The sequence below is a fragment of the Neobacillus sp. NPDC093182 genome (assembly GCF_044754045.1).
Genome location: NZ_JBIVOI010000011.1, coordinates 1 through 22732 on the forward strand (window position 1 = coordinate 1; position 22732 = coordinate 22732).

At 40.0% G+C, this 22732-nt stretch carries 21 protein-coding genes; 5 read left to right on the plus strand and 16 right to left on the minus strand.

Annotation, left to right across the window (positions count from 1 at the left end; genetic code table 11):
• Positions 1-144: 144 nt before the first annotated feature.
• The 5 genes from ACIQAA_RS19430 to ACIQAA_RS19450 form a co-directional block, all read right to left on the minus strand.
• Positions 145-1488: a YjiH family protein gene (locus ACIQAA_RS19430; RefSeq protein ID WP_402622472.1), complete on the minus strand. Its 1344-nt coding sequence runs from the start codon at positions 1486-1488 to the stop codon at positions 145-147.
• A gap of 128 nt (positions 1489-1616) precedes the next feature.
• Positions 1617-2624 carry an agmatinase family protein gene (locus ACIQAA_RS19435; protein WP_402622474.1) on the minus strand — a complete coding sequence of 336 codons (1008 nt, stop codon included), beginning with the start codon at positions 2622-2624 and terminating at the stop codon, positions 1617-1619.
• A complete protein-coding gene (gene hutI / locus ACIQAA_RS19440; protein ID WP_402622476.1) occupies positions 2596-3894 on the minus strand; it encodes an imidazolonepropionase in 1299 nt (432 codons plus the stop codon). Before hutI ends, ACIQAA_RS19435 begins: the two co-directional genes overlap by 29 nt.
• Before the next feature lie 12 nt (positions 3895-3906).
• Positions 3907-5580: a urocanate hydratase gene (gene hutU, locus ACIQAA_RS19445; protein ID WP_402622477.1), complete on the minus strand. Its 1674-nt coding sequence runs from the start codon at positions 5578-5580 to the stop codon at positions 3907-3909.
• A 200-nt stretch (positions 5581-5780) separates the two neighbouring features.
• Entirely contained in the window at positions 5781-7262 is a 1482-nt protein-coding gene (locus tag ACIQAA_RS19450) for a helix-turn-helix domain-containing protein (protein ID WP_402622479.1), read from the minus strand.
• Between the two features lie 182 nt (positions 7263-7444).
• Here ACIQAA_RS19450 and ACIQAA_RS19455 point away from each other — a divergent pair, with 182 nt between their 5' ends.
• Complete coding sequence (locus tag ACIQAA_RS19455; RefSeq protein ID WP_402622481.1) at positions 7445-7855, plus strand: VWA-like domain-containing protein; 411 nt, start codon at positions 7445-7447, stop codon at positions 7853-7855.
• Between the two features lie 48 nt (positions 7856-7903).
• On the opposite strand, the gene ACIQAA_RS19460 is transcribed toward ACIQAA_RS19455, so the two are convergent.
• The 6 genes from ACIQAA_RS19460 to ACIQAA_RS19485 all read right to left on the minus strand — a co-directional run bounded on the left by ACIQAA_RS19460 (position 7904) and on the right by ACIQAA_RS19485 (position 14242).
• On the minus strand, positions 7904-8707 hold the full coding sequence (locus ACIQAA_RS19460) for a hypothetical protein (RefSeq protein WP_402622482.1): 804 nt from the start codon (positions 8705-8707) through the stop codon (positions 7904-7906).
• A 134-nt stretch (positions 8708-8841) separates the two neighbouring features.
• Complete coding sequence (locus ACIQAA_RS19465; protein WP_402622484.1) at positions 8842-10146, minus strand: UDP-glucose dehydrogenase family protein; 1305 nt, start codon at positions 10144-10146, stop codon at positions 8842-8844.
• A 1-nt stretch (position 10147) separates the two neighbouring features.
• Complete coding sequence (gene galU, locus ACIQAA_RS19470) at positions 10148-11053, minus strand: UTP--glucose-1-phosphate uridylyltransferase GalU (RefSeq protein ID WP_402622485.1); 906 nt, start codon at positions 11051-11053, stop codon at positions 10148-10150.
• A gap of 139 nt (positions 11054-11192) precedes the next feature.
• Positions 11193-11969, minus strand: a complete 777-nt coding sequence (locus tag ACIQAA_RS19475) for a HipA family kinase (RefSeq protein WP_402622487.1) — start codon at positions 11967-11969, stop codon at positions 11193-11195.
• Complete coding sequence (locus ACIQAA_RS19480) at positions 11966-13072, minus strand: glycosyltransferase family 4 protein (RefSeq protein WP_402622488.1); 1107 nt, start codon at positions 13070-13072, stop codon at positions 11966-11968. The genes ACIQAA_RS19475 and ACIQAA_RS19480 overlap by 4 nt, the downstream gene beginning before the upstream one ends.
• A gap of 72 nt (positions 13073-13144) precedes the next feature.
• Entirely contained in the window at positions 13145-14242 is a 1098-nt protein-coding gene (locus tag ACIQAA_RS19485) for a hypothetical protein (RefSeq protein ID WP_402622489.1), read from the minus strand.
• A 489-nt stretch (positions 14243-14731) separates the two neighbouring features.
• Here ACIQAA_RS19485 and ACIQAA_RS19490 point away from each other — a divergent pair, with 489 nt between their 5' ends.
• Positions 14732-16000, plus strand: a complete 1269-nt coding sequence (locus ACIQAA_RS19490) for an MFS transporter (RefSeq protein WP_402622490.1) — start codon at positions 14732-14734, stop codon at positions 15998-16000.
• A 49-nt stretch (positions 16001-16049) separates the two neighbouring features.
• Here ACIQAA_RS19490 and ACIQAA_RS19495 read toward each other — a convergent pair whose 3' ends face one another.
• A complete protein-coding gene (locus tag ACIQAA_RS19495; protein ID WP_402622492.1) occupies positions 16050-17090 on the minus strand; it encodes an ATP-grasp domain-containing protein in 1041 nt (346 codons plus the stop codon).
• A 163-nt stretch (positions 17091-17253) separates the two neighbouring features.
• On the opposite strand from ACIQAA_RS19495, the gene ACIQAA_RS19500 reads away from it, so the two are divergent.
• A complete protein-coding gene (locus ACIQAA_RS19500; RefSeq protein WP_402622494.1) occupies positions 17254-17931 on the plus strand; it encodes an SOS response-associated peptidase in 678 nt (225 codons plus the stop codon).
• A 41-nt stretch (positions 17932-17972) separates the two neighbouring features.
• Here ACIQAA_RS19500 and ACIQAA_RS19505 read toward each other — a convergent pair whose 3' ends face one another.
• Positions 17973-18467: a flavodoxin domain-containing protein gene (locus tag ACIQAA_RS19505; protein ID WP_402622495.1), complete on the minus strand. Its 495-nt coding sequence runs from the start codon at positions 18465-18467 to the stop codon at positions 17973-17975.
• A gap of 235 nt (positions 18468-18702) precedes the next feature.
• On the opposite strand from ACIQAA_RS19505, the gene ACIQAA_RS19510 reads away from it, so the two are divergent.
• Positions 18703-19674 (plus strand): hypothetical protein, encoded by a 972-nt coding sequence (locus tag ACIQAA_RS19510; RefSeq protein WP_402622497.1) that lies wholly within the window; start codon positions 18703-18705, stop codon positions 19672-19674.
• Positions 19675-19840: 166 nt separating this feature from the next.
• A complete protein-coding gene (locus ACIQAA_RS19515) occupies positions 19841-20722 on the plus strand; it encodes a metallophosphoesterase family protein (RefSeq protein WP_402622499.1) in 882 nt (293 codons plus the stop codon).
• A 28-nt stretch (positions 20723-20750) separates the two neighbouring features.
• Here ACIQAA_RS19515 and ACIQAA_RS19520 read toward each other — a convergent pair whose 3' ends face one another.
• From ACIQAA_RS19520 to ACIQAA_RS19530, 3 genes are all read right to left on the minus strand, one after another.
• A complete protein-coding gene (locus ACIQAA_RS19520) occupies positions 20751-21419 on the minus strand; it encodes a YfjL-like protein (protein WP_402622501.1) in 669 nt (222 codons plus the stop codon).
• Positions 21420-21541: 122 nt separating this feature from the next.
• Entirely contained in the window at positions 21542-21889 is a 348-nt protein-coding gene (locus tag ACIQAA_RS19525; protein ID WP_402622502.1) for a metal-sensitive transcriptional regulator, read from the minus strand.
• Positions 21890-21977: 88 nt separating this feature from the next.
• On the minus strand, positions 21978-22718 hold the full coding sequence (locus ACIQAA_RS19530; RefSeq protein ID WP_402622503.1) for a GTP pyrophosphokinase: 741 nt from the start codon (positions 22716-22718) through the stop codon (positions 21978-21980).
• Positions 22719-22732 lie beyond the last annotated feature (14 nt).

The following is a 22732-nucleotide window of genomic DNA, read 5'->3' on the forward strand; positions in this document are numbered from 1 at the left end:
ACTCGCACTACCTGTCAGCTATACATTTCCGCCACAACGGCATGTTAGGGACTTTCACCCATAAGAGCGATGCGCTGCCAAGCGCACATAAAAAACTGTTCAAAAAGGAACAGTTTTTTTCTTTTGGCTCTGGTAATCTTTCAATTAAAGGAACAAGAAAGCAATTGGCGTTACTAAAATTAATGTTAATACTGTCCGTTCAAACCAAATTACGATTATCTGTGGAATACTTATCGGTATTTCAGTTGAAAGGATACTAGGAATAGATGCCGAAAAGAATAGAATGGATGAAATGGCAACCGTTGCGATAATAAACTTTGTTATTAAAGGAGCATCCACTACGAGTAGCGCAGGCAGGAACATCTCAGCAATTCCAACTGCAGAAGCTTTTGCTGCAAGGAAAGGTTCTGGAATTTGTAAAGCCCAAGTAAATGGATAAAAAATATAGCCTAGTATATCAAATACAGGTGTATATTCAGCCAAAACTAAACCAATAAGTCCGACAGATAAAATGGACGGTAGAATACCCATGGTCATAATAAATCCATCGCGTAGGTTTTCCCATAAATTCTTCCCAAGACTTAAGGAATTGTTTGCACCTTCCATTGCATGTTTCCATGCATGCTGCAAAAACTTTTCCTTAATCACTACTTCTGGGTCTGCTTTATCCGAAATATACACTTCGCTCATTTTATTAAGTGGCCAAAGTCTTGCAGTAAGTGCGGTAACTACATACGTGATCACTAATGAGACCCAAAAATACAAACCCCATAGATGCATAATACCGAGAGTTTTCGCTACCACAATCATAAATGTTGCAGAAACGGTTGAAAACCCTGTTGCGATAATGGCCGCTTCCTTTGCCGTGTATTTTCCTTCTTTATAAAGGCGGTTGGTCATTAATAATCCAAGAGAGTAACCACCTACTAAATCAGCTACCAAATCTACAGCTGAACGTCCAGGTGTTTTCCATATCGGTCTCATGATTGGCTGCATTAGTACCCCGATAAATTCTAGTAAGCCGTATCCGATAAGGAGCCCCAAAAATAAAGAACCTATTGGAACAACTAGACCTACAGATACAACTAACTTTTCAAAAAGGAATGGACCCATATTTGGAGCCATCAACCATGCAGGTCCTACCTTAAAAAATATTAGAATGGCAACAAGAAATCCTAGTACCTTTAAGATAGAAAAGACCATCGTGACCTTGTCCTTATTCCATGTTTTTGAAATAAAAGGATAAACAGCCCCTAATAAAATAACAATGAAAGCATAAACAGAAACGTAAGAAGGGAAACTTTGTTTAATCCACGTTACCATATGATCAATAGGAATTGACGAAACATTATTTAAGGTAATAGGAATAAAAAACATAAAACTTCCTATTAAACTATAAATCAAAAATTTCAGAATATTTCTAGTAGAATAAATTTGTTTAGCATTTGGTTCTACCTTTATCTTATGATTTGGTGCACCCATACCCATACCCATCCCCCTAGTATAATTTACCTTCCTAATTTCATCCAATTTGTCCACCTGAGGTGGACAAATTGGATGAAATGTCTTTTTGTGGTGCCTGTCACCATAACTATCTATCCGCTATCATCCGCTATCTATTCGCTATCACTTTGTCGAAGCATGACTCCCGTTAGGAAAGTAAGGAATACGTGTGTTCCTAGTTTAACGGTTGGCTGGACGAGTGTGTCTTTTAATGGATCAAGGCAGACGATGTCCATGGCTTTGACTTTTGGGTGCCGCCCTGCTGCTAGTACCCCTTCTAGCAGTTCTTCTGTTGTCATGCCCCCCGGTGTTGATGCCGGTACCCCTGGAGCATAGGCAATGTCTAACACATCCATATCTACTGTTAAATAAATGGTATCAACCTTTGAAGATAACTCCTCTAAACATTGCTGAACGGTTTCTTCTATTCCCTTCTTTCTAGCTGCACGAAGGGTAAAGTAGTTGACTCCTTTTTCATCGGCGTACTGTTTTAGATCCTTTGTATTAAAAAAACCATGCAGACCAATGTTGTACATATTACTGCCTTCTACCACACCGCTTTCGATTAAATTACGCATTGGTGTTCCGTTAGAAGGTCCATTATCTGACATATCCCGCAAATCAAAATGGGTGTCAAATTGCAGTATGCCAATTTTTTCCAGAGGATTTGCCTGATTCATACCCTTCACCATCATCGCTGTGATGGAGTGGTCTCCGCCAATTGCACACACGTTCGAGTTTTGAAAATGATGATGAATAGTGGCTGAGGCCTCAATAATGTTTTCATGACACTTAGCAATATCCGTGACGTGCATTGGAACATCCCCGGCGTCAAGTGCAGTCATTTCTGCCAAATCAATATCATCATCAAGATTATAGGCTGTAAAACTCCGCCAAGAACGTCTAAAGGCTTCGGGAAATTCAGAGGCACCTGATGCACTAATCGATGACCGTGATAAGGGAACACCGAGGATTACCACCTCGGCGTTCTTAGCCTCTTCTGGATCAGTTACTGATGATATGGGCTGTATCCATTCATGAACCTTACTCATTACCCCATTATCTGACCGCAGCCACATAAAACTCGAAGGATTAATTTTTGGATAGAGAAAGCTCTTCAAGTAATTGACCTCCCCTTACAACTACCTTTCCCGACTTCACGACGGTATGCGTATGATTCACCCCATAGGAGTATTGAAGTTTCATATAATTATCCACATTGAAAATTGTAATGTCGGCTTTCTTACCAACCTCTAAACTGCCAATATCACGACCGCGATTAATCGCATGTGCTGCATTAATCGTTGCTGCGGTAATAACCTCTGCAGGTGTCATTCCCATTTTCAGACACCCTAAATTCATGATAAATGGCAATGAAACCGTTGGGGATGACCCAGGATTACAATCGGTGGACAAAGCAACAGGTACCCCAAGGTCAATCATTTTACGGCCATTGGCGGACTCAGCCATTAAGAAGTAAGCCGTCCCTGGCAGAAGTACTCCGACCACACCTTTTTCAGCCATCGCTTTCATGCCTTTTTCAGACGCCTTTAATAAATGATCAGCGGATATCGCTCCGACCTCAGCAGCCAGCTCTGCTCCTTCATACGGTTCAATTTCATCCGCATGAATTTTCGGTCTTAGCCCGTATTTCTTACCTGCCTCCAGAATTCGCCTTGATTGCTCTGGGGTAAAAACACCATGCTCACAAAAAACATCATTGAATTCTGCCAATCCCAGCTCCGCTACCTTTGGAATCATTTCATTAATCAACAAATCAACAAATGCGTCAGGATTCTCTTTATACTGTTTTGGCACGGCGTGCGCGCCCATGAAGGTAGGAACTATATCAATGGCATGCTTTTCGTTTAGCAATTTGGTAACTTCCAGCTGTTTTAGTTCAGTTTCCCACTCCATCCCATAGCCGCTTTTCGCTTCGACCGTAGTCACACCGTGACGCAGGAATTGATTTAAGCGTTCAAAGCTTTCTTCGAATAGCTCTTCATAAGAGGCTGACTTTGTTCTTCTAGTTGTTGCATGAATCCCGCCGCCGCTATTCATGATTTCCATGTAGGAGGCACCTTGCAGCCTCATATTAAACTCATTTTCTCTGCTTCCTGCAAAAACTAGGTGGGTATGAGGGTCTACAAGACCTGGTGTTACAAGCTTTCCAGTTGCATCAACAATCTCCGCTTCACCCAGTCGATCTCCATATTTTTCAAAAAGCACCTGATCTTTTCCAATATCACAAATGACACCGTTCTCCATCCATATGCTGCCATTCTCAATGATTCCCAGCTCAGACATCGCTTCCTTTACAAGGGGAGCATGTGAACTCCCCAGTAAAGTAACGAGCTGAGAAGCATTCCTTATAAAAATTGGCTTACTCACCTAATCACCCTCTTAGTCTTGTTTCAGCATTGGCATTTTGATGCCTTTTTCCTTTGCTGTCTTAATCGCTAGTTCATAGCCTGCGTCGGCATGACGGACAACGCCCATACCAGGGTCAGTTGTTAAAACTCGTTGTAAACGAACTTCCGCCTCCTTTGTACCATCTGCTACAATGACCATTCCGGAATGCTGAGAATACCCCATTCCTACACCGCCTCCGTGGTGCAGTGACACCCAGCTCGCACCTCCGACTGCATTGATCATCGCATTGAGGATTGGCCAGTCAGAAACTGCGTCACTTCCATCCTTCATTCCTTCTGTTTCCCGGTTAGGAGATGCTACAGAGCCTGCATCTAAGTGGTCCCGGCCAATAACAATCGGAGCAGAAACCTCACCAGAGGCCACAAGATCATTAATGATTTTTCCTAAGCGGGCACGATCTCCATAACCAAGCCAGCAAATCCGAGCAGGAAGTCCTTGGAAGCTGATTTTTTCCTGTGCCATCCTCACCCATTTACAAAGGTGCTCATCATCCTTAAATTCACGAAGCAGGACTTCATCAATTTTTCGAATATCCTCAGGATCCCCTGACAATGCCGCCCAGCGGAAAGGTCCTTTTCCTTCACAGAATAATGGTCGGATATAAGCTGGCACGAAGCCTGGGAAATCAAACGCATTTTCTACCCCTTCATCCTTCGCCACCTGACGAATATTGTTGCCATAATCAAACGTTATGGCACCTTTTTGCTGCATGGTCAGCATAGCCTTTACGTGGATTGCCATGCTTCGCTTTGATCGTTTTACATATTTAGAAGGATCTTCTTTTCTAAGAGTGGCTGCCTCTTCTAAACTAAAACCTATAGGAACATAACCATTTAACGGATCATGGGCAGAAGTTTGGTCGGTTAACACATCCGGGTTAAATCCTTTTTCAATCATAATCGGCAGCAGCTCAGCTGCGTTTCCAATAAGACCAATTGAGAGAGGCTTCCCGGCTTTCTTTGCTTCCTGTGCTAGATTAATAGCCTCTTCTAAATCGCTAGTTTTCACATCGAGGTAAGCGGTTTCAATCCGGCGGTCAATTCTTGTTTCATCGACATCAATCGCTAGGCAGACACCATCATTCATCGTTACAGCTAAAGGCTGCGCGCCACCCATGCCTCCAAGACCGGCAGTTAATGTAATCGTATGCTTTAGTGACCCGCTGAATTCTTGACGGGCAAGCTCCGCGAAAGTTTCATAGGTTCCTTGGACAATTCCTTGTGTTCCAATATAAATCCAGCTGCCAGCTGTCATTTGTCCGTACATCATTAATCCCTTTTTATCTAACTCGTGGAAATGCTCCCAGTTCGCCCAAGCCGGAACTAAATTCGAGTTTGCCAATAATACTCGAGGTGCGTCCTTATGTGATTTAAAAACCGCAACTGGCTTACCAGACTGAATTAACAGTGTTTCATCATTTTCTAGTTCAATCAGTGATTTGACAATCGCGTCATAAGCTTCCCAGTTACGTGCAGCCTTGCCGATTCCTCCATAAACCACTAAATCCTCTGGCCTCTCAGCTACTTCTTGATCAAGATTGTTCATCAGCATCCGAAGTGCAGCCTCTTGAATCCATCCTTTTGCATGTAGTTCTGTTCCTTTATAATTTTTAATCACTCTTGATTTTGCCGTGTTTGTTTCCAATATTCTCACTCCCTTAAATACTTTTTCCACTCCTTCATTATAAAAATAAAATCTTCTGAAAAATACAAATCATTCCCTAGAAAAGCAGCATTATTTATATGTATAACTCGTTTATTTTTAGCCTAAAACTAAACTATTTTTAGAAAACGTTAAATTTTTTAGAAAAAAATAAGATTCAGAGCCCTCTGAATCTCATCTTCTTATCTCTTTCTCATCCGAAATTCTCTCGGCGTAACTCCGATGAATTCCTTAAATGTTCTGCTAAAATAATTCGGATTATGATAACCAACGATGTGGGAAATTTCCTTTACCGGTTTATTTGTCTCAAGCAGGTACCTTTTCGCTTCTTTCATTCTTATACCTGACAGGATTTCTGTAAAACTTCTGCCTGTTTTTGAAATGAGCAAATGACTCAAATAGGAGGGATTCCTATCAACGTATTTAGCCACATCCTCAAGCTTTAGTTCATGGTTTGAAAAATGAGACTCAATATAGGAAATACCCCGCTCAATTGGATCCTGTTTAACCATCTGCCGGCTGGAATCAGCTGCTAAAAATATCCTTTGAATAAACAAGATTAGATTTTGTACGGACCGATAGAGTACACTATCATATAAAATCGAATGGAAAATATCTCGGTACTCTTTTTCACAGCTTTGCTGTTCATCTAAATCGTAGGTTTTCATGAATCGTCTAATTTGTGCGAGAATGCTCGTAAGCCTAATTCTTACCAATCCCGGATCTGGATACGGATCCTCTAATTGCAGAAATTCATCGTATAACCATGTTTTAATCGCTTCTATATCATGATTTGCCAGCATGTCGACCCAAGCCCTTTGTTCTGGAGGAGCCAAAAAAGGATCGATATGTACCCAGTCGGCCGTATGCTCAAACTCAACAATTTGCCTATAACCATGATAATAGGTAAACTCTAGCATTTTCTGCGTTTCTATAAACTTTTCATTGAGACTTATGTGTGGTGATTTTTCGCTCCTAACCACAATCGCAAGCGGATCAGAGAATTCTTCTTCCCACTTTCTCATTGCCTTTTGGCACTGCTCTTTACTATTTTGACAAGTTTCCTTAAATAGAAGAACAACCCTATCGCTTAAAGGGAAAATACCATGAATTTCCTTGAAAGGGTAATTTGATAAGAAGGAATATAACATTCCAACTTTCTCACTATTTTCCACTTTGAGCGCGGCGATGATATAGTCTTCTAAAACTGCCGAATCGGAAATAAACAGTGACTCATAAGTTGAATTGCTTCGGAATTGAGTAATCGGTTTCTCTTTAGAATTATGTTTTTTATCGTGTGCTTTCGTTGCTTTTTGATAAGCAGATTTTACCTTAGTAGCAGAAAACGGTTTGATCAACAGCTCCAAAGCTTGAAGATCAATCGCCATCCGGGCCTTTTCAAAGGTAGCCTCTGCACTCGTTAACAGCAGAATAGGCTGATAAATCTGCATTAATTCTCGGAAGCTAGACCAATTCTCACTGCTGACCATATCGAGCTCTAAAAGGATGATATCAGGGGTTTCTTTTTCAAAAGCTACAATAAAATCGTGAAAATTAGAGGCGAGTAGTATCCCTGTTACAGGAATAGAGGATGATTTTAACAGCCATTTTAATCCTTCACGTTCATTTAAGTCCCGATCCGCAATCAGCCATTTTCCTTCCATGACGCTCTCCCCCATCTATAAATAGTGCTAGTAATATAATAAAAGTATACATCCTATACAGCAAAACAACTATCATTCGTTTTAATTTCTTATTCATGAAATGAAATAATTTAAATCGAATTCATAGGTTCATTATGAGCATAATAATTTTTGTGACTATTGACGAGAGGGGAAATTCAAGAATGAAATGGCACAAAAATTTACTTAAAATCATACAGGACCGCCAAGGTAAAAAACTTGCTTTAATCGTAGATACCTCAACAACGGAAACAAAAACTGACCTCATCGCTAACATTGTAACTTTTTTCAAAGAACTAACTCCAGAAACCACACTTGTTCAAGCTGATTTCAAAATCCGCAGTACGGATCCGATTACACAAGGAACGGAAATCAACTATCACACACACGGTAAAGCTTCCTATACCTTGGCCTTGGAATGGGCGGAAGAGGAGAAAATTGAAACAGTTTTCTATATTACTGACTTAACTGGCTTTTTACCGGACGACATGCAGGTTCCTTATGAGGTATATTGGCTTGTACCGACTGAATTTGTTCCGAAAGCACCGTTTGGAAAGGTTATGAAAATTGTCTAAACGTAAAAATAAGAAACTCCCCACTTACATGGTGAGGAGTTCCTTACATTAACTTTTTACAATTTTCGATGGATTGTTGACTTTATAAAGTACTGCGGCGTCAACGATGAATTCTTCTTCTACGTCTTTGCCTTTGGCAAGTTTCTTCTTAGCCACTTTCCCGTCGAATTCCAGCATATCCCCTGGCTGCAGCTCAAACTTCTTTAGTGTTTTGCTGTGACTGCACCATGCTAGTCCAAGTTCTATCGGTGGTTCTTCGGCGATGACCACATTTTCCAGTACAACCACTTCATCATTTTCTTCATTAAATGGATTGTAGGTAAGGGCGAATTGTTTAACACTTGCGGTAAAATGAACCTTATCTGCTGGCAGTTCAATTTTTGGCTCTTTCTCTTTTTTCGGTTTGGCAGCTTTAGGCTTTTTCGGTTCAGTTTTTGCTTCCAGTTTTGGCTCTGGTTTCTCTTCCTGTGCTTGAGTTTCTGCAGCCTGTTCTGCTGTACTGAAATCCTTTTCCTCCACCTGCAGCATACTTTCCTTACCAAAACTTGAAGCCTGCATTTCCTTTAGAAAAGCCGGGTGGATGCAGCACAAATTCTCATCCTGGAACTCAATCACGAGTGTATTAAACTCATCAGACTTTCCATACGTTTCATACCCCTTAATGGTTACCACACGCTGATAGTTCCGTTCCTTAAACAAAAACTCCCGCTTCGCCCCCTTCCCAGAAGAAAGCCCCCACTCCTTCAATTTCTCCTTATAATGCTCCTCATCACGAAACCCGATAAAATCCCCTTTCGGAGAAACATAACGAGTCAAACCACTCCGCTCTAACTGCTCATGCTCAATAGCCATATTTTCACACCTTCCTATGGTGTTATGTATTTTCGGTTGATACCTTTTTTATTGTATCAAAGTTTTCTGCTAATGAAAAAATCAAAGGCATGGTTTTTGCAGTGAAACATTCCTGCAAAAGTTCATGCCACTGATTAGATGATAATGGGTGGTTTTCCGATTGGATAGTATTCTACTGAGCTGCACGCTCGGATTTTCTCCTCTGAAAGACAGTTTCTGCCATCAAAGATGATAGGTTCTTTCATTTTCTCTGCCATTTTCACTACATCCAATCCTTTGATCTCGTTCCACTCGGTTACAATGAACACGGCGTCTGCTTCAAAAATCGCTTCATCAATGGATCCTGCATATCGAATTTTATCGCCAATAATTTTTCTTGCGTTCTCAGTGGCAACGGGGTCATAGGCAACGACTTCTGCCCCGAATTTGGTTAGTGCTTCTGAAATCGGAATAGACGGTGCTTCTCTCATATCATCCGTTTCTGGTTTAAAAGCTAGTCCAAGCATTGCAATTTTCTTCCCTTTTAATCCTCCAAACCTTTTTACTGCCTTTGTTACCAACAATTTTCGCTGATATTCATTGATAGCAATGGTTTCTTTTAATAACTGAAATTCTACTCCATTCAATCCTGCAGTATGGAGCAAGGCTTTGACATCCTTTGGAAAACAAGAGCCGCCGTAGCCAATACCGGCATTCAAAAATGCCTCGCCGATTCTTTTATCCTTCCCCATTCCTCTTGCAACATCGGTTACATCAGCACCGACCGCTTCGCACAAATTGGCTATTTCATTGATATAACTAATCTTCGCAGCCAAAAACGCATTGGATGCATATTTAATCATTTCGGCGCTTCTTGTACTTGTGAAAATTACAGGCACATTTAATGGCTGATACATGTCCCTAATTTTCCCTGCAGCCTCTGCATTTTCCGAACCAATAATAATCCGGTCCGCCTTCATCGTATCCTCAATGGCAGATCCCTGACGGAGAAACTCGGGATTCGAAACCATTTTCACCGGAAACCCACATTGGTCTTCGATCATTTTTTTTACAAAATCATTCGTACCGACTGGCACCGTACTCTTAATCACAACAATGGTATCACGCGTAATATAGGCAGATAGATTTTTCGCAGCTTGTACCAAATACGAAAGGTCTGCTGCCCCGTCATCACCCTGTGGCGTTCCAACGGCAACCACAATAATTTCTGCATCCGCTAACGCCTCACTTAAAGAGGTGGTAAAATGCAGCCGGCCTGCTCCCATATTCGCAGATAGTAAATCTTCTAGACCTGGTTCGTAAATTGGAGAAATCCCTTGATGTAATTGGTTAATCTTTTGTTCATTAATATCGATGCATGTGACATGATGGCCGATTTGTGATAAACAAACTCCTGTTGACAGCCCTACATAGCCTGTACCTAAAACAGCAATCTTCATATCAATCAATCTCTCTCATACTATTTTGAAGGGTTTCTTTCCTTGTAACTTCTTGCAAATAGGCTAACACTGATTCTCTAATATCCTCACGGCTTAATGCGAAATCAATCGTTGCCTTAATAAAACCAATTTTATCTCCGATATCATAGCGGCTGCCGTCAAAATTATAGGCAAAGACGGCCTGATGTTTATTCAGTTCATTGATGGCATCGGTCAGCTGTAATTCGTCTCCTCGGCCTAATGGAATTCTCTCCAAAATCTCAAAAATCTTCGGACTGAGGACGTAACGGCCCATAATCGCATATCTTGAAGGTGCCTCTTCTATGCTGGGTTTCTCTATTAACGAGTCAATATGAAATAAATCTGACTCAATCATCGTACCTTTTGGTTTAATAATTCCATATTTGCTGACATCTTCGTCTGATACCGTCTGTACAGCAACAACCGAACTATTATAATACTCAAAAACATCTATGACCTGCTTTAGGCAGGGAATATCTGACATAACAATATCATCCCCTAGTAAAACCGCGAATGGTTCGTTGCCAATGACGCTTTTTGCGCAGAGAATAGCATGTCCAAGCCCTTTCGGCTCTTTCTGGCGGACATAAACGATATTTACTAAGTTTGATATCTTTTGAACATCTGCTAACATATCAAGTTTGTTTTTTCTAAAAAGTGTATCCTCTAGTTCATACGACTTATCGAAATGATCCTCAATGGACCTTTTTCCTCTGCCGATGATGATGATAATCTCCTCAATACCAGAAGCGACGGCTTCTTCTACGATATATTGAATGGTTGGCTTATCAACAATCGGCAGCATTTCTTTTGGCTGTGCTTTTGTTGCTGGCAAAAATCGAGTACCGAGGCCAGCTGCTGGAATAATAGCCTTACGGATTTTCATATGCTGCCTCCTTTCCTTTTCCCCTTTATCCTTTATATGCAGGAGGACAACCTCCGGTCACGTTAGTAACCTATTAATATCGTTTATTTAAATGACATCCACTATAATAAAACTCCCTTCACCAATATAGCCAAGGGAGTCATTCTTCACGTTCTTGTATTGGCCGATAAACTCGTTTAATAAACCTTTCCATCAATTTTCTTAGGATTCTTTTCCGCCGCGTTACCAACGTACTGACTATGGCTTTTCGTTCTTCACTCGTAACTTGCCAATCTTCTGGAATGACAGCGACAATTTCCTCTATTAAATGGATGGGGAGCGTTTGAATGATTTCTAGCTGATCGTTGAACTCCTGCTCATTTTCGATAAAACAGGCCATAATTTGATGGGTTGCACTTTTTAGGATCGTGATTGGCATTGATTCCATATCCTGCAGTGTCCAGTTATAGGAAGCGAACACTTCGGCATGATCGATGATCCACAAACGATAGGAGTGTGGTGTGTCGTCGCATAGAATGATATTTTTCCGTGTTCGATCACGATTGCACAGCCAGTAATCAAATAAAATAATACCTGCTAAATTTTCTTTGTTTGTAATGGCTGGAACTTCGGTCACTTGATGTCCATCAAAACAGTCTGGCACGTAAAGACTTGCAAACTGAAACTGTGTTTGCGTCATTTGAGAGAGTTCAGGGTATTGTGAGGAAAACTCCTGGGGGATTTCTACTAATTGTGCGAAAGGTATTGGCAGTCCTAGGTAACGTGCAAGACAATAGCCGACCCATTCGTTGGCCAGCGTTTTTTCAAATCCAGGCTGGAAATATTTCACGACATAGTCCAGGCCATCATTAAATGTTATTAAGTGAGCATTCGATTTTCCTTCTAATGTTTTCTTGTATGCGACTGGTTTAATCATTCTCCATTCACCTCTTTGGAGTCGATTCTGCCTATTTTTTTCAAAAGATGGACATATTGTTCTGCCACAACCTCTATCGCAAATTTTTCATGGACGCGTTTGATTGCTGCCTTTGACATTTGTTCATGAAGGCTGGGTTCATCCAAAATAGTACATAGCTGTTTCACTGCATCCTCTACGTTTTGACCACGAAAAAGCAGCCCGTGTTCACCGTGGACGACTAGTTCTGTGACTGGCATCATTTTCGAAGCAACTACAGGTACCCCGCTAACCATCGATTCAATAAAGGTATTTCCAAACGATTCAGTTTTAGTTGTTGCCAGTGTACAGCCGCCTGATTGGCGAATTTTCGCGTAAACATGAGGCATTTGCTGATAAGGTATCACCGGAAACCACTTAACTATGTCTGTGAGCTGCTCCTCCTGCCATTTTGCTGCGAATTCATCCCGCTGTACACTTTGGGCACCGCCAACCACCCAAAACTCGATATCATCACGCTGACTTTTCATGAGTTTTGCCACTTCCAATAGCATTTGCCAGTTTTTACGTTTGTCCAATCTGCCAATCCATCCAATAATTTTTTTACCATGCGGAAGGATCGGGTCACTTTCATAATTTATCTCTTCACACGGCAATGCACGGTAAAAGGACGTATCGATGCCATTGTAAATGACATGTATCGGAATCTCGTCCGTTAGGATGGATACTAATCGTTTTTGATAGTGTGATGGAACAATGATGGCTTCGGGCTCAATTCCTCTAAATGATTTTAAATGCGGCCTAAGCTTAATCAGTTCCGGGGTGCGAGCCTCTACCAATACGGGTCCTTTATAGTTTGCTTTCTTAAGCCATTTAAAAGCTGCACCCGTGTCAACGACAATAATGGCGTCATAGTTGTTGTTTTGAATGATTTTGATAATCTCCTGTTCATCCTTTGTCAAATAAACGGGGGCCACATCTTCCATAATATGAAGCCCGCCGTGATCGGTTGTATACAAAAACTCTGTATCAATTCCATGCTTTTTAAAATAAATCGAGCGATTGCGCCAGCCGGCATTCACCCCGCCTACGGTAAGCAGACGCCAGATTATTAATACTTTCATACTGGTTCCCCTCGTTTTCATTCAGGCTCTCCTCAGCCTTGTTAGGACTCTTTATTCAACCCTTAGAGCAGCTTAACGTCCTTTTTTATCCTTGTCTTTCTTCTTATCTTTCTTTTTGTCTCGCTTTTCATCATAGCGGTCTCGGTTCTCGTATCGATCTCCTGCGAAATGTCTGCCGCCCTTCCCGCCTTTAGCACCTTTGCTGCGCCGGCCACTATCTCCCTCGAAGCGTTTTCCTTCGCGGTATTCACGATCACCTTTAGAGTGTTGATCACCTTCAAAGCGTTTAACCCCGCCATAGGAACTCTCGCCTTCTGGGTGTCGTTCAGCAAAATTTTGTTCGAGCTGGTCCCAATGCTCATCGATTTTGGCCATGACTGCTTCCGGGTCCACGCCTCTTGCAAGCATGGCTTTCACCCATTCTTCCTTGAAAACCTTGTGCACCAACCCTTGCAGCTTGGTCACATAGTTTTTCTCATCTGCTGTTGTCAACAAGGTGTTACTTATATTTTTAATTTTATTCTTATCCGGTTCCTGCGGAAGAAGTAACGCTGTGATTTGTCTTGATATTTCCTCCATTCGGATATAGTGAAGCCATTCTGAATATAACTCCGGTGCCATTTCTTGTACATGTGACAAAAAGATTGCTTTATTTTCCTCCCCTAAAGAAGTCAATAATTTACGCGGGTATGGATAGACACGATCACGCCAAATGGTTCTTGCTACGTCAATTACCTTTAGACTGCCATCTGGCTGGAGGTAAATTTGACGTTTATGATGGTCAATTCTCTCATATCCAATTTTTTTAAATGTGATTAGCATTTCAATTAATTTCGCTGAAAGTGCCTTTGTTAGCGGCTGCGATTGTAAATATTCCCGTAAATCAACACCTTGGATAATTTCCATCACAATATAGAGCGGCCCTTTTCCATAAAGCTTTGGAAATAATGTGGTCTGCTGCCCAAGGGATAAAGCATAATATTCGCGGTCGCAATCCTCTGTATTCCCAAATACCTTCACACAGATGTCATTCGTTAATTGAAATACTGCACCTTGGCGTCCTTTTCCCATCATCACCAATGGTGAGTTATTCACTACTTCCACATCTGCATTGACCATATTTGTCACTTTAATGTTTTTCATCCATTGTTCTAAATTTTGAATATTCATATATTCCCTCCTTCCTTTATAAGCTTGCAGCTTGATTCATTTATTAACTTGGCGGCCTCGTGACATTGGCCTGCTTGTCTCATCTTAAACCTCTTATTTACCGCCTATTATAATAAATTCAATCAGGTACTAAAGTGTAAGGGCACTTAACTATAAAAAGAAAATTTTGATTGTAAATGAGTAAGGGTAATTACTTTCATCTAAATTAATACAGATATATTTTACTGATTAAATTTATAGAAAAAATTAACAATATAGCTATTTATTTGTTGTACAATTGGAATATAAGATATTTGTTAGGAGGTTTTCATGGAGCGTCTTAGCAATCGCGCTAAACCTTAATATCAACACGTGCTTATTTTCACCAATGCTAAAGGGAAGATAAATAATTGGAAGGCCTATTGTAAAAGTTGTGATGGCTCCGCATATATTTATGTAAAAGACAGAAAGGATTTAGAAACTTATACAACTAAATAGGAGGAACGCTCTATGAGTCGTTTGACGAAGCAAGAAAAGAGCTGGGTTTTTTATGATTGGGCGAATTCTGCATACTCCATCTTAATTACAACCGCTATTTTTCCTTTATATTTTAAAGCAGCTGCTAATGGTGCAGGTCTTGCTGGTTCTACCTCTACTGCATATTTGGGGTATGCGAATTCCTTTGGGACTCTGCTTGTATCCATTTGTGCACCGATTTTAGGAACCATTGGTGATTTTAGAGGCTTAAAAAAGAGATTATTTACCTTTTTTGTCATTCTGGGGATTGCTTTTACTGCACTGCTGGCCGTTGTCCCAAGCAGCCAATGGCTTATTCTCTTAATCTGTTATGTTATTACCGTCATTGGTTTTGGAGGAGCCAATATATTTTATGACGCCTTTCTGGTGGATGTTACGAGTGAAGAAAGAATGAATAAGATATCTGCTCGCGGGTTTGCGATGGGTTATATCGGAAGTACCATACCTTTCATCATTGGCATTGCTCTTATTCTATTATCACAGCAAGAGATACTGCCCTTGTCTGTAACCGTCGTAACGCAAATAGCCTTTGCTATCACAGCAATTTGGTGGGGCACCTTTACGATTCCAATGTTAAAAAATGTTCAACAGGTTTATTACGTCGAGAGAGTGGCAAATCCGGTTTCTACCAGCTTTAAAAAGGTTCTCCAAACACTTAAACGGATTAAGGCTTACCGTCCTTTATTTCTATTCCTAATTGCTTATTTCTTTTATATTGATGGGGTCCATACGATAATTACCATGTCTACAGCGTATGGAACGGATCTCGGTATTTCATCCACAAACCTGTTAATCATTCTATTTGCCACTCAAGTGATTGCCGCTCCTTTTGCGCTTGTTTACGGAAAGCTTGCAGATAAATTTACTGGAAAGAGAATGTTATTAGTTGGTATTTTTATCTATATCATCATCTGTATCTATGCTTATTTTATGAAAACAACCTTAGATTTCTGGATTTTAGCCATGCTTGTTGGTTCCTCCCAAGGCGGGATACAGGCACTCAGCCGGTCTTATTTTGCTAAGCTGGTACCAAAGGAAAATGCAAATGAGTTTTTTGGATTCTATAATATTTTTTATAAATTCGCCTCAATCCTTGGACCAGCTTTAGTCGGTTTCACCGCCCAAATCACTGGTAATACAAATGCTGGCGTCTTTAGCTTAGTTATATTATTTATCCTAGGCGGCGCCGTTTTAATGCGCGTGCCAGAAACGACTGAAAAAATCCAAGTAAATCCTAAATAACGATCATAGCAAATAACGCCTTAGGACTCCCCCAAGGCGTTATTTGCTGTCATGCAAAAAGATCTTTATCCAGTATCATTTCCTTCTCGAGATGACTCGCTCGAATACCAAATCTAGGTTTTAGCTGGCCGATTTCTTCACCCAGCAAGAGTTTAATTCCCAGGTATGGAAGGTTAAGACCAGTTAAGCAGCTAAAATGCATTCCCCCGCTCATTCGCGGATTAATTTCAAGAAGCTTAGGGACACCCTGATTATATTTAACCTGAATATTAAAGAGATACGGTATTTGATAGTGTTGGTGAAACCTATGGGCAAGCTGAATAAGCTCATGATGATTGATGATTTCTCTTATTCTTCCTTCCCCTTTCATCCTAGGAATTGCTGCATATAACTTCTCTGTCGATGAAACACAATCAATACTATATTCCGGACCTTCTAAATACTCTAACACCATTAAATCAGGGAAAACCTCTTGCTGGCTAAGTATTTCACATGCGTAATGGTAAGGGAGTCTGCGGCTGCTAGCCCTTCTAAAAAGCTGGTCAATACTCTCTATCTCATCCTCAATAACGCGGAAACCAGTGGCTCCTTCACCGACAACGGGTTTAAAACAAACTTTGTGTCCTTTTGCCCGTAAACTTTCATATGCTGATTTGAAATCATGAATATTATTGACGACGTAAAAATCTGGTATCGAAACAAGTTTTGCCCCATCCTCTTCCTTCTGCAGGATAGAGTGATAGGCAGCTGCTTTATTGTCCAGTGTCTCCATTAATTCGGAATCTGGACATACCAGCACTTTAATACCTATGTTTTCAAAATCAGCCAGCCTTTTTGAAATGAGGACATTTTCTTTCCTTGGGATAAAAATATCTATCTTATGCTTCCGACAAAACTCAAGGCAAAACTCAATATATTCCTCACCCGATACGGCGGGTTCTGTAAAGGCATAATCACAATACTGCAAATAGAGAGCGTCCTTATTTGAATGGGTGCCAAAAATTTCAAACCGCTGCCCCTCATCATTCGAACGAATCATCTCCATAAAATGCGTAACCGTCGTAAACCACCTATTAAACCAAATCCTCATACGTAACCTCTTTCTCGTTGATATTCTAAACTAAAAAACCTTAACCATTATTCACCTAAAAATTCCATTTTATACATCCTCTGCCCGCATCAATGTATAAATCAATGTATAAATGATGATATAATGTATAAATGGTGACAGGCACCAAGAGGGGGTATTGTAAATGTGCGGACGGTTTACGTTGACTGCCACGGTTGATCAGTTGATTGATCGGTTTGATATTGAGTTTTTTCTTCAGGAGGAGGAGTATTTGCCGAGTTATAATGTGGCTCCTTCTCAGTCGGTGTTGGCGGTGATTCATGATGGCACTCGTAATAAGATGGGGTTTTTACGCTGGGGGTTGATTCCGCCATGGGCAAAAGATATGTCGATTGGTTATAAAATGATTAATGCTCGTGCCGAGACTTTAACAGACAAGCCCAGCTTTCGAAATGCTTATCAGAAAAAACGCTGCTTAATTGTCGCAGATAGTTTTTATGAATGGAAGAGAATTGATAGTAAAACCAAAATTCCAATGAGGATAAAACTAAAATCAAATGATTTATTTGCGATGGCTGGTCTTTGGGAGAACTGGAAATCGCCTGATGGAAAAGCAGTCTATTCATGCTCCGTGATTACCACCAGTCCTAATGAGCTAGTGCAGGACATTCACGACCGGATGCCTGTGATATTAAAACCAGAAGATGAAAAGTATTGGCTTGATCCTTCCATTACTGACACTACTAAGCTCAACCCATTACTGAAACCGTTGGATCATGCGTTAATGGAAGCTTATGAAGTCAGCCCGCTCGTTAATTCACCGAAGAACAATTCAATTGAACTGATACAAAAAATCTGTTAACTCTATAAAAAGCGCCTGACCCAGAGCGGGTCAGGCGTTTTTTATACATGTGCAAAGGCTGCATTGATTTTCATAACAAAGGTCATGATAGCCGTTGTATCTAAGTTCGATGTGTCCTCTGTAATTCCACTTACTTTTTTAACAATTTGTCTCTCAATAAAGTTCATTTTACTGACTAGGAATTCTCCGCCAAAAATACCATTAGCAATTGATATATTTCTTAATTCCTCTGGAAAGGCAGCGTCAAATTGTTCAAACGCTGTCTCTCCGTCGTGCCAGCAGCAAAGGAAAAGACCCAGTTTTTTTGTTAACAGCTCTTCATAATGCCTGCCGATAAAATGCTTTATTTTCCCTTGAATACTTCCGGCATGGATCGAGCCACCAATGATTACGAAGTCATAATCGCGTACTTCAAAAGTGATTTTATCCCGTTTTAAATCAACTGCCAGGACTTCTCCTTCCATCCACTCACTCACCAATTGGACAGCTTTTTCTGTTGTGCCATGAGATGAGCAATAAACAATCAATGTCTTCATAAATCATCCTACCCTCCATGGAAAATTTTCACTCTATTTACGAACGAACGTTATCCTGTCGACTTTTTCTTGTCTTATTATCATTATAAAGCAGCTATAAACCATATCCCGAAAAAATATTGGCAATATTTCTACAATTCACCTTCCTGCACAAGCAATCCCAAGTTCCACACCAAATCCCAAGTACTGGAATAAAATAGTTAGACCAAAATAATATAATGATGAGGTGATAAAAATGAATTCCATTACCTTACCAATGATCTTGTCTGGACCAATTGTTCGCAGAGCAGAACCCAATCAAATAACAATTTGGATTGCGACCAGTAAAAGTTACCGAATTCATGCTGCGATTTATCGTATCACTTCAGGTAAGGAAACCCATTCTTTTGATTATCATGTTATCCAAACAAAATGTGAGACGAATAGAATACGGATGGGTAAACAATTGTTTATTCATTTAATCCAACTCTCCCCTGATCGCGATGCCTTCCCCACAGATACCTTACTCGGATACAATATTGATTTTAAACGAGGCTCTGAACTTCAAGACTTGAAATCTTTAGGGCTGCTATCGAAAGATAATCCGTACTCCATCACCTACGGCGGCCTTGACTACCCTGCCTTTTTTCTTAACAGCTCGGCACAACGCTGCAATGTCCTGTATGGTTCATGTCGAAAACCTCATGGCGATGAGGAGGATACACTCTCTACTGCGGACATGCTGCTAGAAAAGGAATATAATAATTTACTAGTTCGTCCTAGCACATTATTTTTGATGGTAGACCAAATCTATGCAGATGATGTCGCAGACCCATTGTTTCCCGTCATTTCTAAACTTAGCGAGGAATTAATTGGTGCGAGTGAGCCCCTCGAATTAGTAGATGCGCGGCTAAACCAGGAGCCCTTCCAAACGGCGTTGAACCAAGTCAACGGCAGGCAATATATTATGGAGAATTTTTGCCATTTCACCTCATCCCACGCAAGCAATCACCTAATGACATTCGGAGAGTATGCTGCCATGTATCTGCTGTCATGGAGCCCGCAGCTTTGGGAAACTGCACAAGAATATGCACTCTTCGAACACTACGATGACTGTGTAAAAGAGGATCAAATTTATTTTGTTTTTCCAAAAGAAGAGAGATATGAAAAAGTCTCTTTATCGTATACGGCGTCTTCTTGCAAACATACCAGCCTACATGATGTTTGATGACCATGATATTACCGATGATTGGAATATATCCTATAAGTGGAAGGAAAATGTTAGAAACTCCGCTCTAGGGAGTCATGTGATTGCCAATGGATTATCTGCTTATTGGGCCTTTCAAGGATGAGGTAATGCGCCGCAATCCTATGATGATCAATTCCTTTGGATGATGAAAACTTATTTTAAAATGCTAAGCATTGGAAAAATCATGACGTATCAAGAAGAGTGGAAAAACACTCTTTGGAACTTTGACTCTTGGCATTTTGTTGCTCCGACAAATCCAAAAGCACTCTTTCTGGACACACGTACACAAAGAGAATATAACATGGAACCAAGACCAGAGAAATGGGGTCAACTTATCGAGGAATCAATCTGGGCTCCGCAGCTGATTAGTCAAAAAGGCTGGGAGCTTGTAACCGGCAGTCTGTTTGATAGCGAATGGAAGAGCGGCAGGCCATTAATCATTGTTTCGGCAACACCGTTATATGGACTGGGCCTGATTGAAACCTTTTTACATGATTTTGTATATCCGTTAAAAGTATTGGGAGTAAACGTTCATACGAGGTTTGATTTTGAAGCGTGGAAGTATAATGGAAAAGGATTTACTGAATTTCTCCATCAGGTGGCCGCATGGAAACCGAGCAGGTGTATTATTTTATCGGGTGATGTTCATTATGCCTCTGCTGTTACAGCTACTGTTTCCTTTAAAAATGGGCAAAAACTCACGATTAATCAATTTACTAGTTCTCCACTAAAAAATATGAGCTTCGGCGGTTTGTGGGGGATCTTGATGAAACAGATTATGGCCATTAATGCTATAAAAAGAAAAAACAACGAAATTCAACGTGTTTGTACCCCTTCCTATCACATTAAAGAAGTCCGAAAAGGTCATAATTCAAACACCTTTTTATGGAAGGATGCTGTAAACTATCAAACATTAGAAAATAATTCTATCATGGAAACCAATAACAACCTTGGCCTGCTCATGATCAGAAGGAGAACATTAAACAACATCCTGCTGAATCCTCATCACAAATTAATACAACCATAAAAAAAGTGCTCCACCATGAGTGGCAGCACTATTTTTCAATGATTTCGCCTTTTTCCGTAATAAAGAAGACTTTAGCCTGATCATTCATTTCATCTTGATAATAGCGTATCTCCATTAGGACCGGAAAATTGGCTTGTTGCAGAAATTGACTAAGCTTCTTCATTTTCTGTATCTCGTTTTTTTGATTCAATTGTGTCCAATTTGCTTTTATATCGATAGGAATGGAGGTGGAGAGAATCGAAATGTTGGTTTCTTCATAAGTAGGTATATTCGGACCAAAGAATTCCCCTTTGTCCTTAATTTGCAGTGCTTTAAACATTCCTTCATCTAAATTTGGAAAAAGTCCTTTTATTTGTTCTTTAAGGCTGGCCGCTAACTCACTATCCCACATAACTTTAGGGTAATTATCCGAATAGCCAGCAGAAGAGTCGATGTCTTCCTCAATCATAAACAAGAGGTTCGAGTGCTCATTTGGATAGGCAAATCCCTGGTATGTTTCGCTTAAAAAGTTATAACTAACTTTGGAAAGCACAAATCCGGTTTGATATTTTTCGGTAATGTAGCTTTGCATAAGTTTTTTATTTTGTTGTTTACCCCAAGGTGTTCCGTAAAACACTGTATAAGCATAAACACTATAAGAAAGTACAAGTCCAGCAAATACCATTAGGATTATTTTCGTCGCCTTTATATTCCTCACCCCTCTTAGTTTTCAGAATATTATAACTATAATATTCTTCATACTATTTTCTTATTCCTTCTAGCAAATAACTTAATAGAAATAAAAAAAGACGTACAATAAGTACGGCTTGATGAATGCTTTTATTTCTTCATTAATTTATGAATGGTAACGAGAACCTCGTCTAAAACTTCTTGGTCTCCTTCTTGAATTCTTTCGATTACGCACGTTTTCAGATGACCTTCTAACAAGAGTTTTGCAACACTATTCAATGCAGATTGCGTTGCGGAAATCTGCGTGATTACATCATCACAATAGGTGTCCTTTTCGATCATTCCTTTAATTCCGCGAATTTGCCCTTCAATTCGATTAAGCCTTGTAACAAGATTACTCTTTACCTTATCAGAATGATGGCTTTTACGGTGGCTGCCTGAGGTCGCACAGCAGGAGTCATCATTCATTTCTTCCTCATATTCATGTTCAAAAGACATTCCATCACCTCATTTTCTGTTATTATATCATACCCCCGTACCCTAAAGCGATATACAAAAGAATCCTATTTATAGAATAGGCTTACTGTTACTTAATTCCCAGTTGTTCTTCCATAAAAGTTTCAAATAATTTAAGTTTGTTATTTCCCATTCCAAGCGGAAGCAAAAATTTTTCTTCCGCCTCATCTGCTCTCTTCATTTTCGCCATTTCTTTATGAAGCCCTTCCATTTTTCGATCCAAATGTGCAGCCATCTCAGCGGTTGCTTTTAATTCATCAAGCATTTTTTGAGGGATTTCTTTGTTGTACTTATAATAAATTTTATGTTCCAGGCTTGCCCAGAAATCCATAGCAATGGTACGGATTTGAATCTCAACCATAATTAGCTCCTCACGGTCGGACATAAAGATCGGAATTTCCACAATCATATGCAGACTTTGATAACCATTTGGTTTTGGATTTTTGATATAATCCTTATATTCTATAATTCGAATATCTTTCTGATTGGCAATCATCCTGCTTATTTCATAAATATCTGAAATAAATGAGCAGGTTATCCTGATTCCGGCAATATCTTTAATAGTAGTTTTTATACTGTCTAACGTAAAATCACAATCTTTTCTTTGTACTTTTTTAAAAATACTCTCAGGTGATTTTAACCGAGATTTTACGTGTTCTATTGGGTTATAATCATGAATATAATTAAACTCATCTTTAAGTATATTAATTTTTGTTGTCATTTCATCGAGGGCAAATTTATAGGCCATCATAAAACGAGTCAGTTCAATTTTAATTGCTTTTATATTATTCAAATCAAGGGTCTTTTCCATTCCCAGCGGTTACA

Excerpts from the sequence above, each read along its gene's own strand:
- ACIQAA_RS19515 (WP_402622499.1), top strand. The coding sequence starts at position 19,841 with ATGAAAACTTATTTTAAAATGCTAAGCATTGGAAAAATCATGACGTAT.
- galU (WP_402622485.1), bottom strand. The coding sequence starts at position 11,053 with ATGAAAATCCGTAAGGCTATTATTCCAGCAGCTGGCCTCGGTACTCGA.
- ACIQAA_RS19495 (WP_402622492.1), bottom strand. The coding sequence starts at position 17,090 with ATGAGGATTTGGTTTAATAGGTGGTTTACGACGGTTACGCATTTTATG.
- ACIQAA_RS19480 (WP_402622488.1), bottom strand. The coding sequence starts at position 13,072 with ATGAAAGTATTAATAATCTGGCGTCTGCTTACCGTAGGCGGGGTGAAT.
- ACIQAA_RS19465 (WP_402622484.1), bottom strand. The coding sequence starts at position 10,146 with ATGAAGATTGCTGTTTTAGGTACAGGCTATGTAGGGCTGTCAACAGGA.
- ACIQAA_RS19490 (WP_402622490.1), top strand. The coding sequence starts at position 14,732 with ATGAGTCGTTTGACGAAGCAAGAAAAGAGCTGGGTTTTTTATGATTGG.
- ACIQAA_RS19500 (WP_402622494.1), top strand. The coding sequence starts at position 17,254 with ATGTGCGGACGGTTTACGTTGACTGCCACGGTTGATCAGTTGATTGAT.
- ACIQAA_RS19530 (WP_402622503.1), bottom strand. The coding sequence starts at position 22,718 with ATGGAAAAGACCCTTGATTTGAATAATATAAAAGCAATTAAAATTGAA.
- ACIQAA_RS19485 (WP_402622489.1), bottom strand. The coding sequence starts at position 14,242 with ATGAATATTCAAAATTTAGAACAATGGATGAAAAACATTAAAGTGACA.
- ACIQAA_RS19510 (WP_402622497.1), top strand. The coding sequence starts at position 18,703 with ATGAATTCCATTACCTTACCAATGATCTTGTCTGGACCAATTGTTCGC.
- ACIQAA_RS19430 (WP_402622472.1), bottom strand. The coding sequence starts at position 1,488 with ATGGGTATGGGTGCACCAAATCATAAGATAAAGGTAGAACCAAATGCT.
- ACIQAA_RS19455 (WP_402622481.1), top strand. The coding sequence starts at position 7,445 with ATGAAATGGCACAAAAATTTACTTAAAATCATACAGGACCGCCAAGGT.
- ACIQAA_RS19525 (WP_402622502.1), bottom strand. The coding sequence starts at position 21,889 with ATGTCTTTTGAACATGAATATGAGGAAGAAATGAATGATGACTCCTGC.
- ACIQAA_RS19475 (WP_402622487.1), bottom strand. The coding sequence starts at position 11,969 with ATGATTAAACCAGTCGCATACAAGAAAACATTAGAAGGAAAATCGAAT.
- ACIQAA_RS19450 (WP_402622479.1), bottom strand. The coding sequence starts at position 7,262 with ATGGAAGGAAAATGGCTGATTGCGGATCGGGACTTAAATGAACGTGAA.
- ACIQAA_RS19460 (WP_402622482.1), bottom strand. The coding sequence starts at position 8,707 with ATGGCTATTGAGCATGAGCAGTTAGAGCGGAGTGGTTTGACTCGTTAT.
- ACIQAA_RS19505 (WP_402622495.1), bottom strand. The coding sequence starts at position 18,467 with ATGAAGACATTGATTGTTTATTGCTCATCTCATGGCACAACAGAAAAA.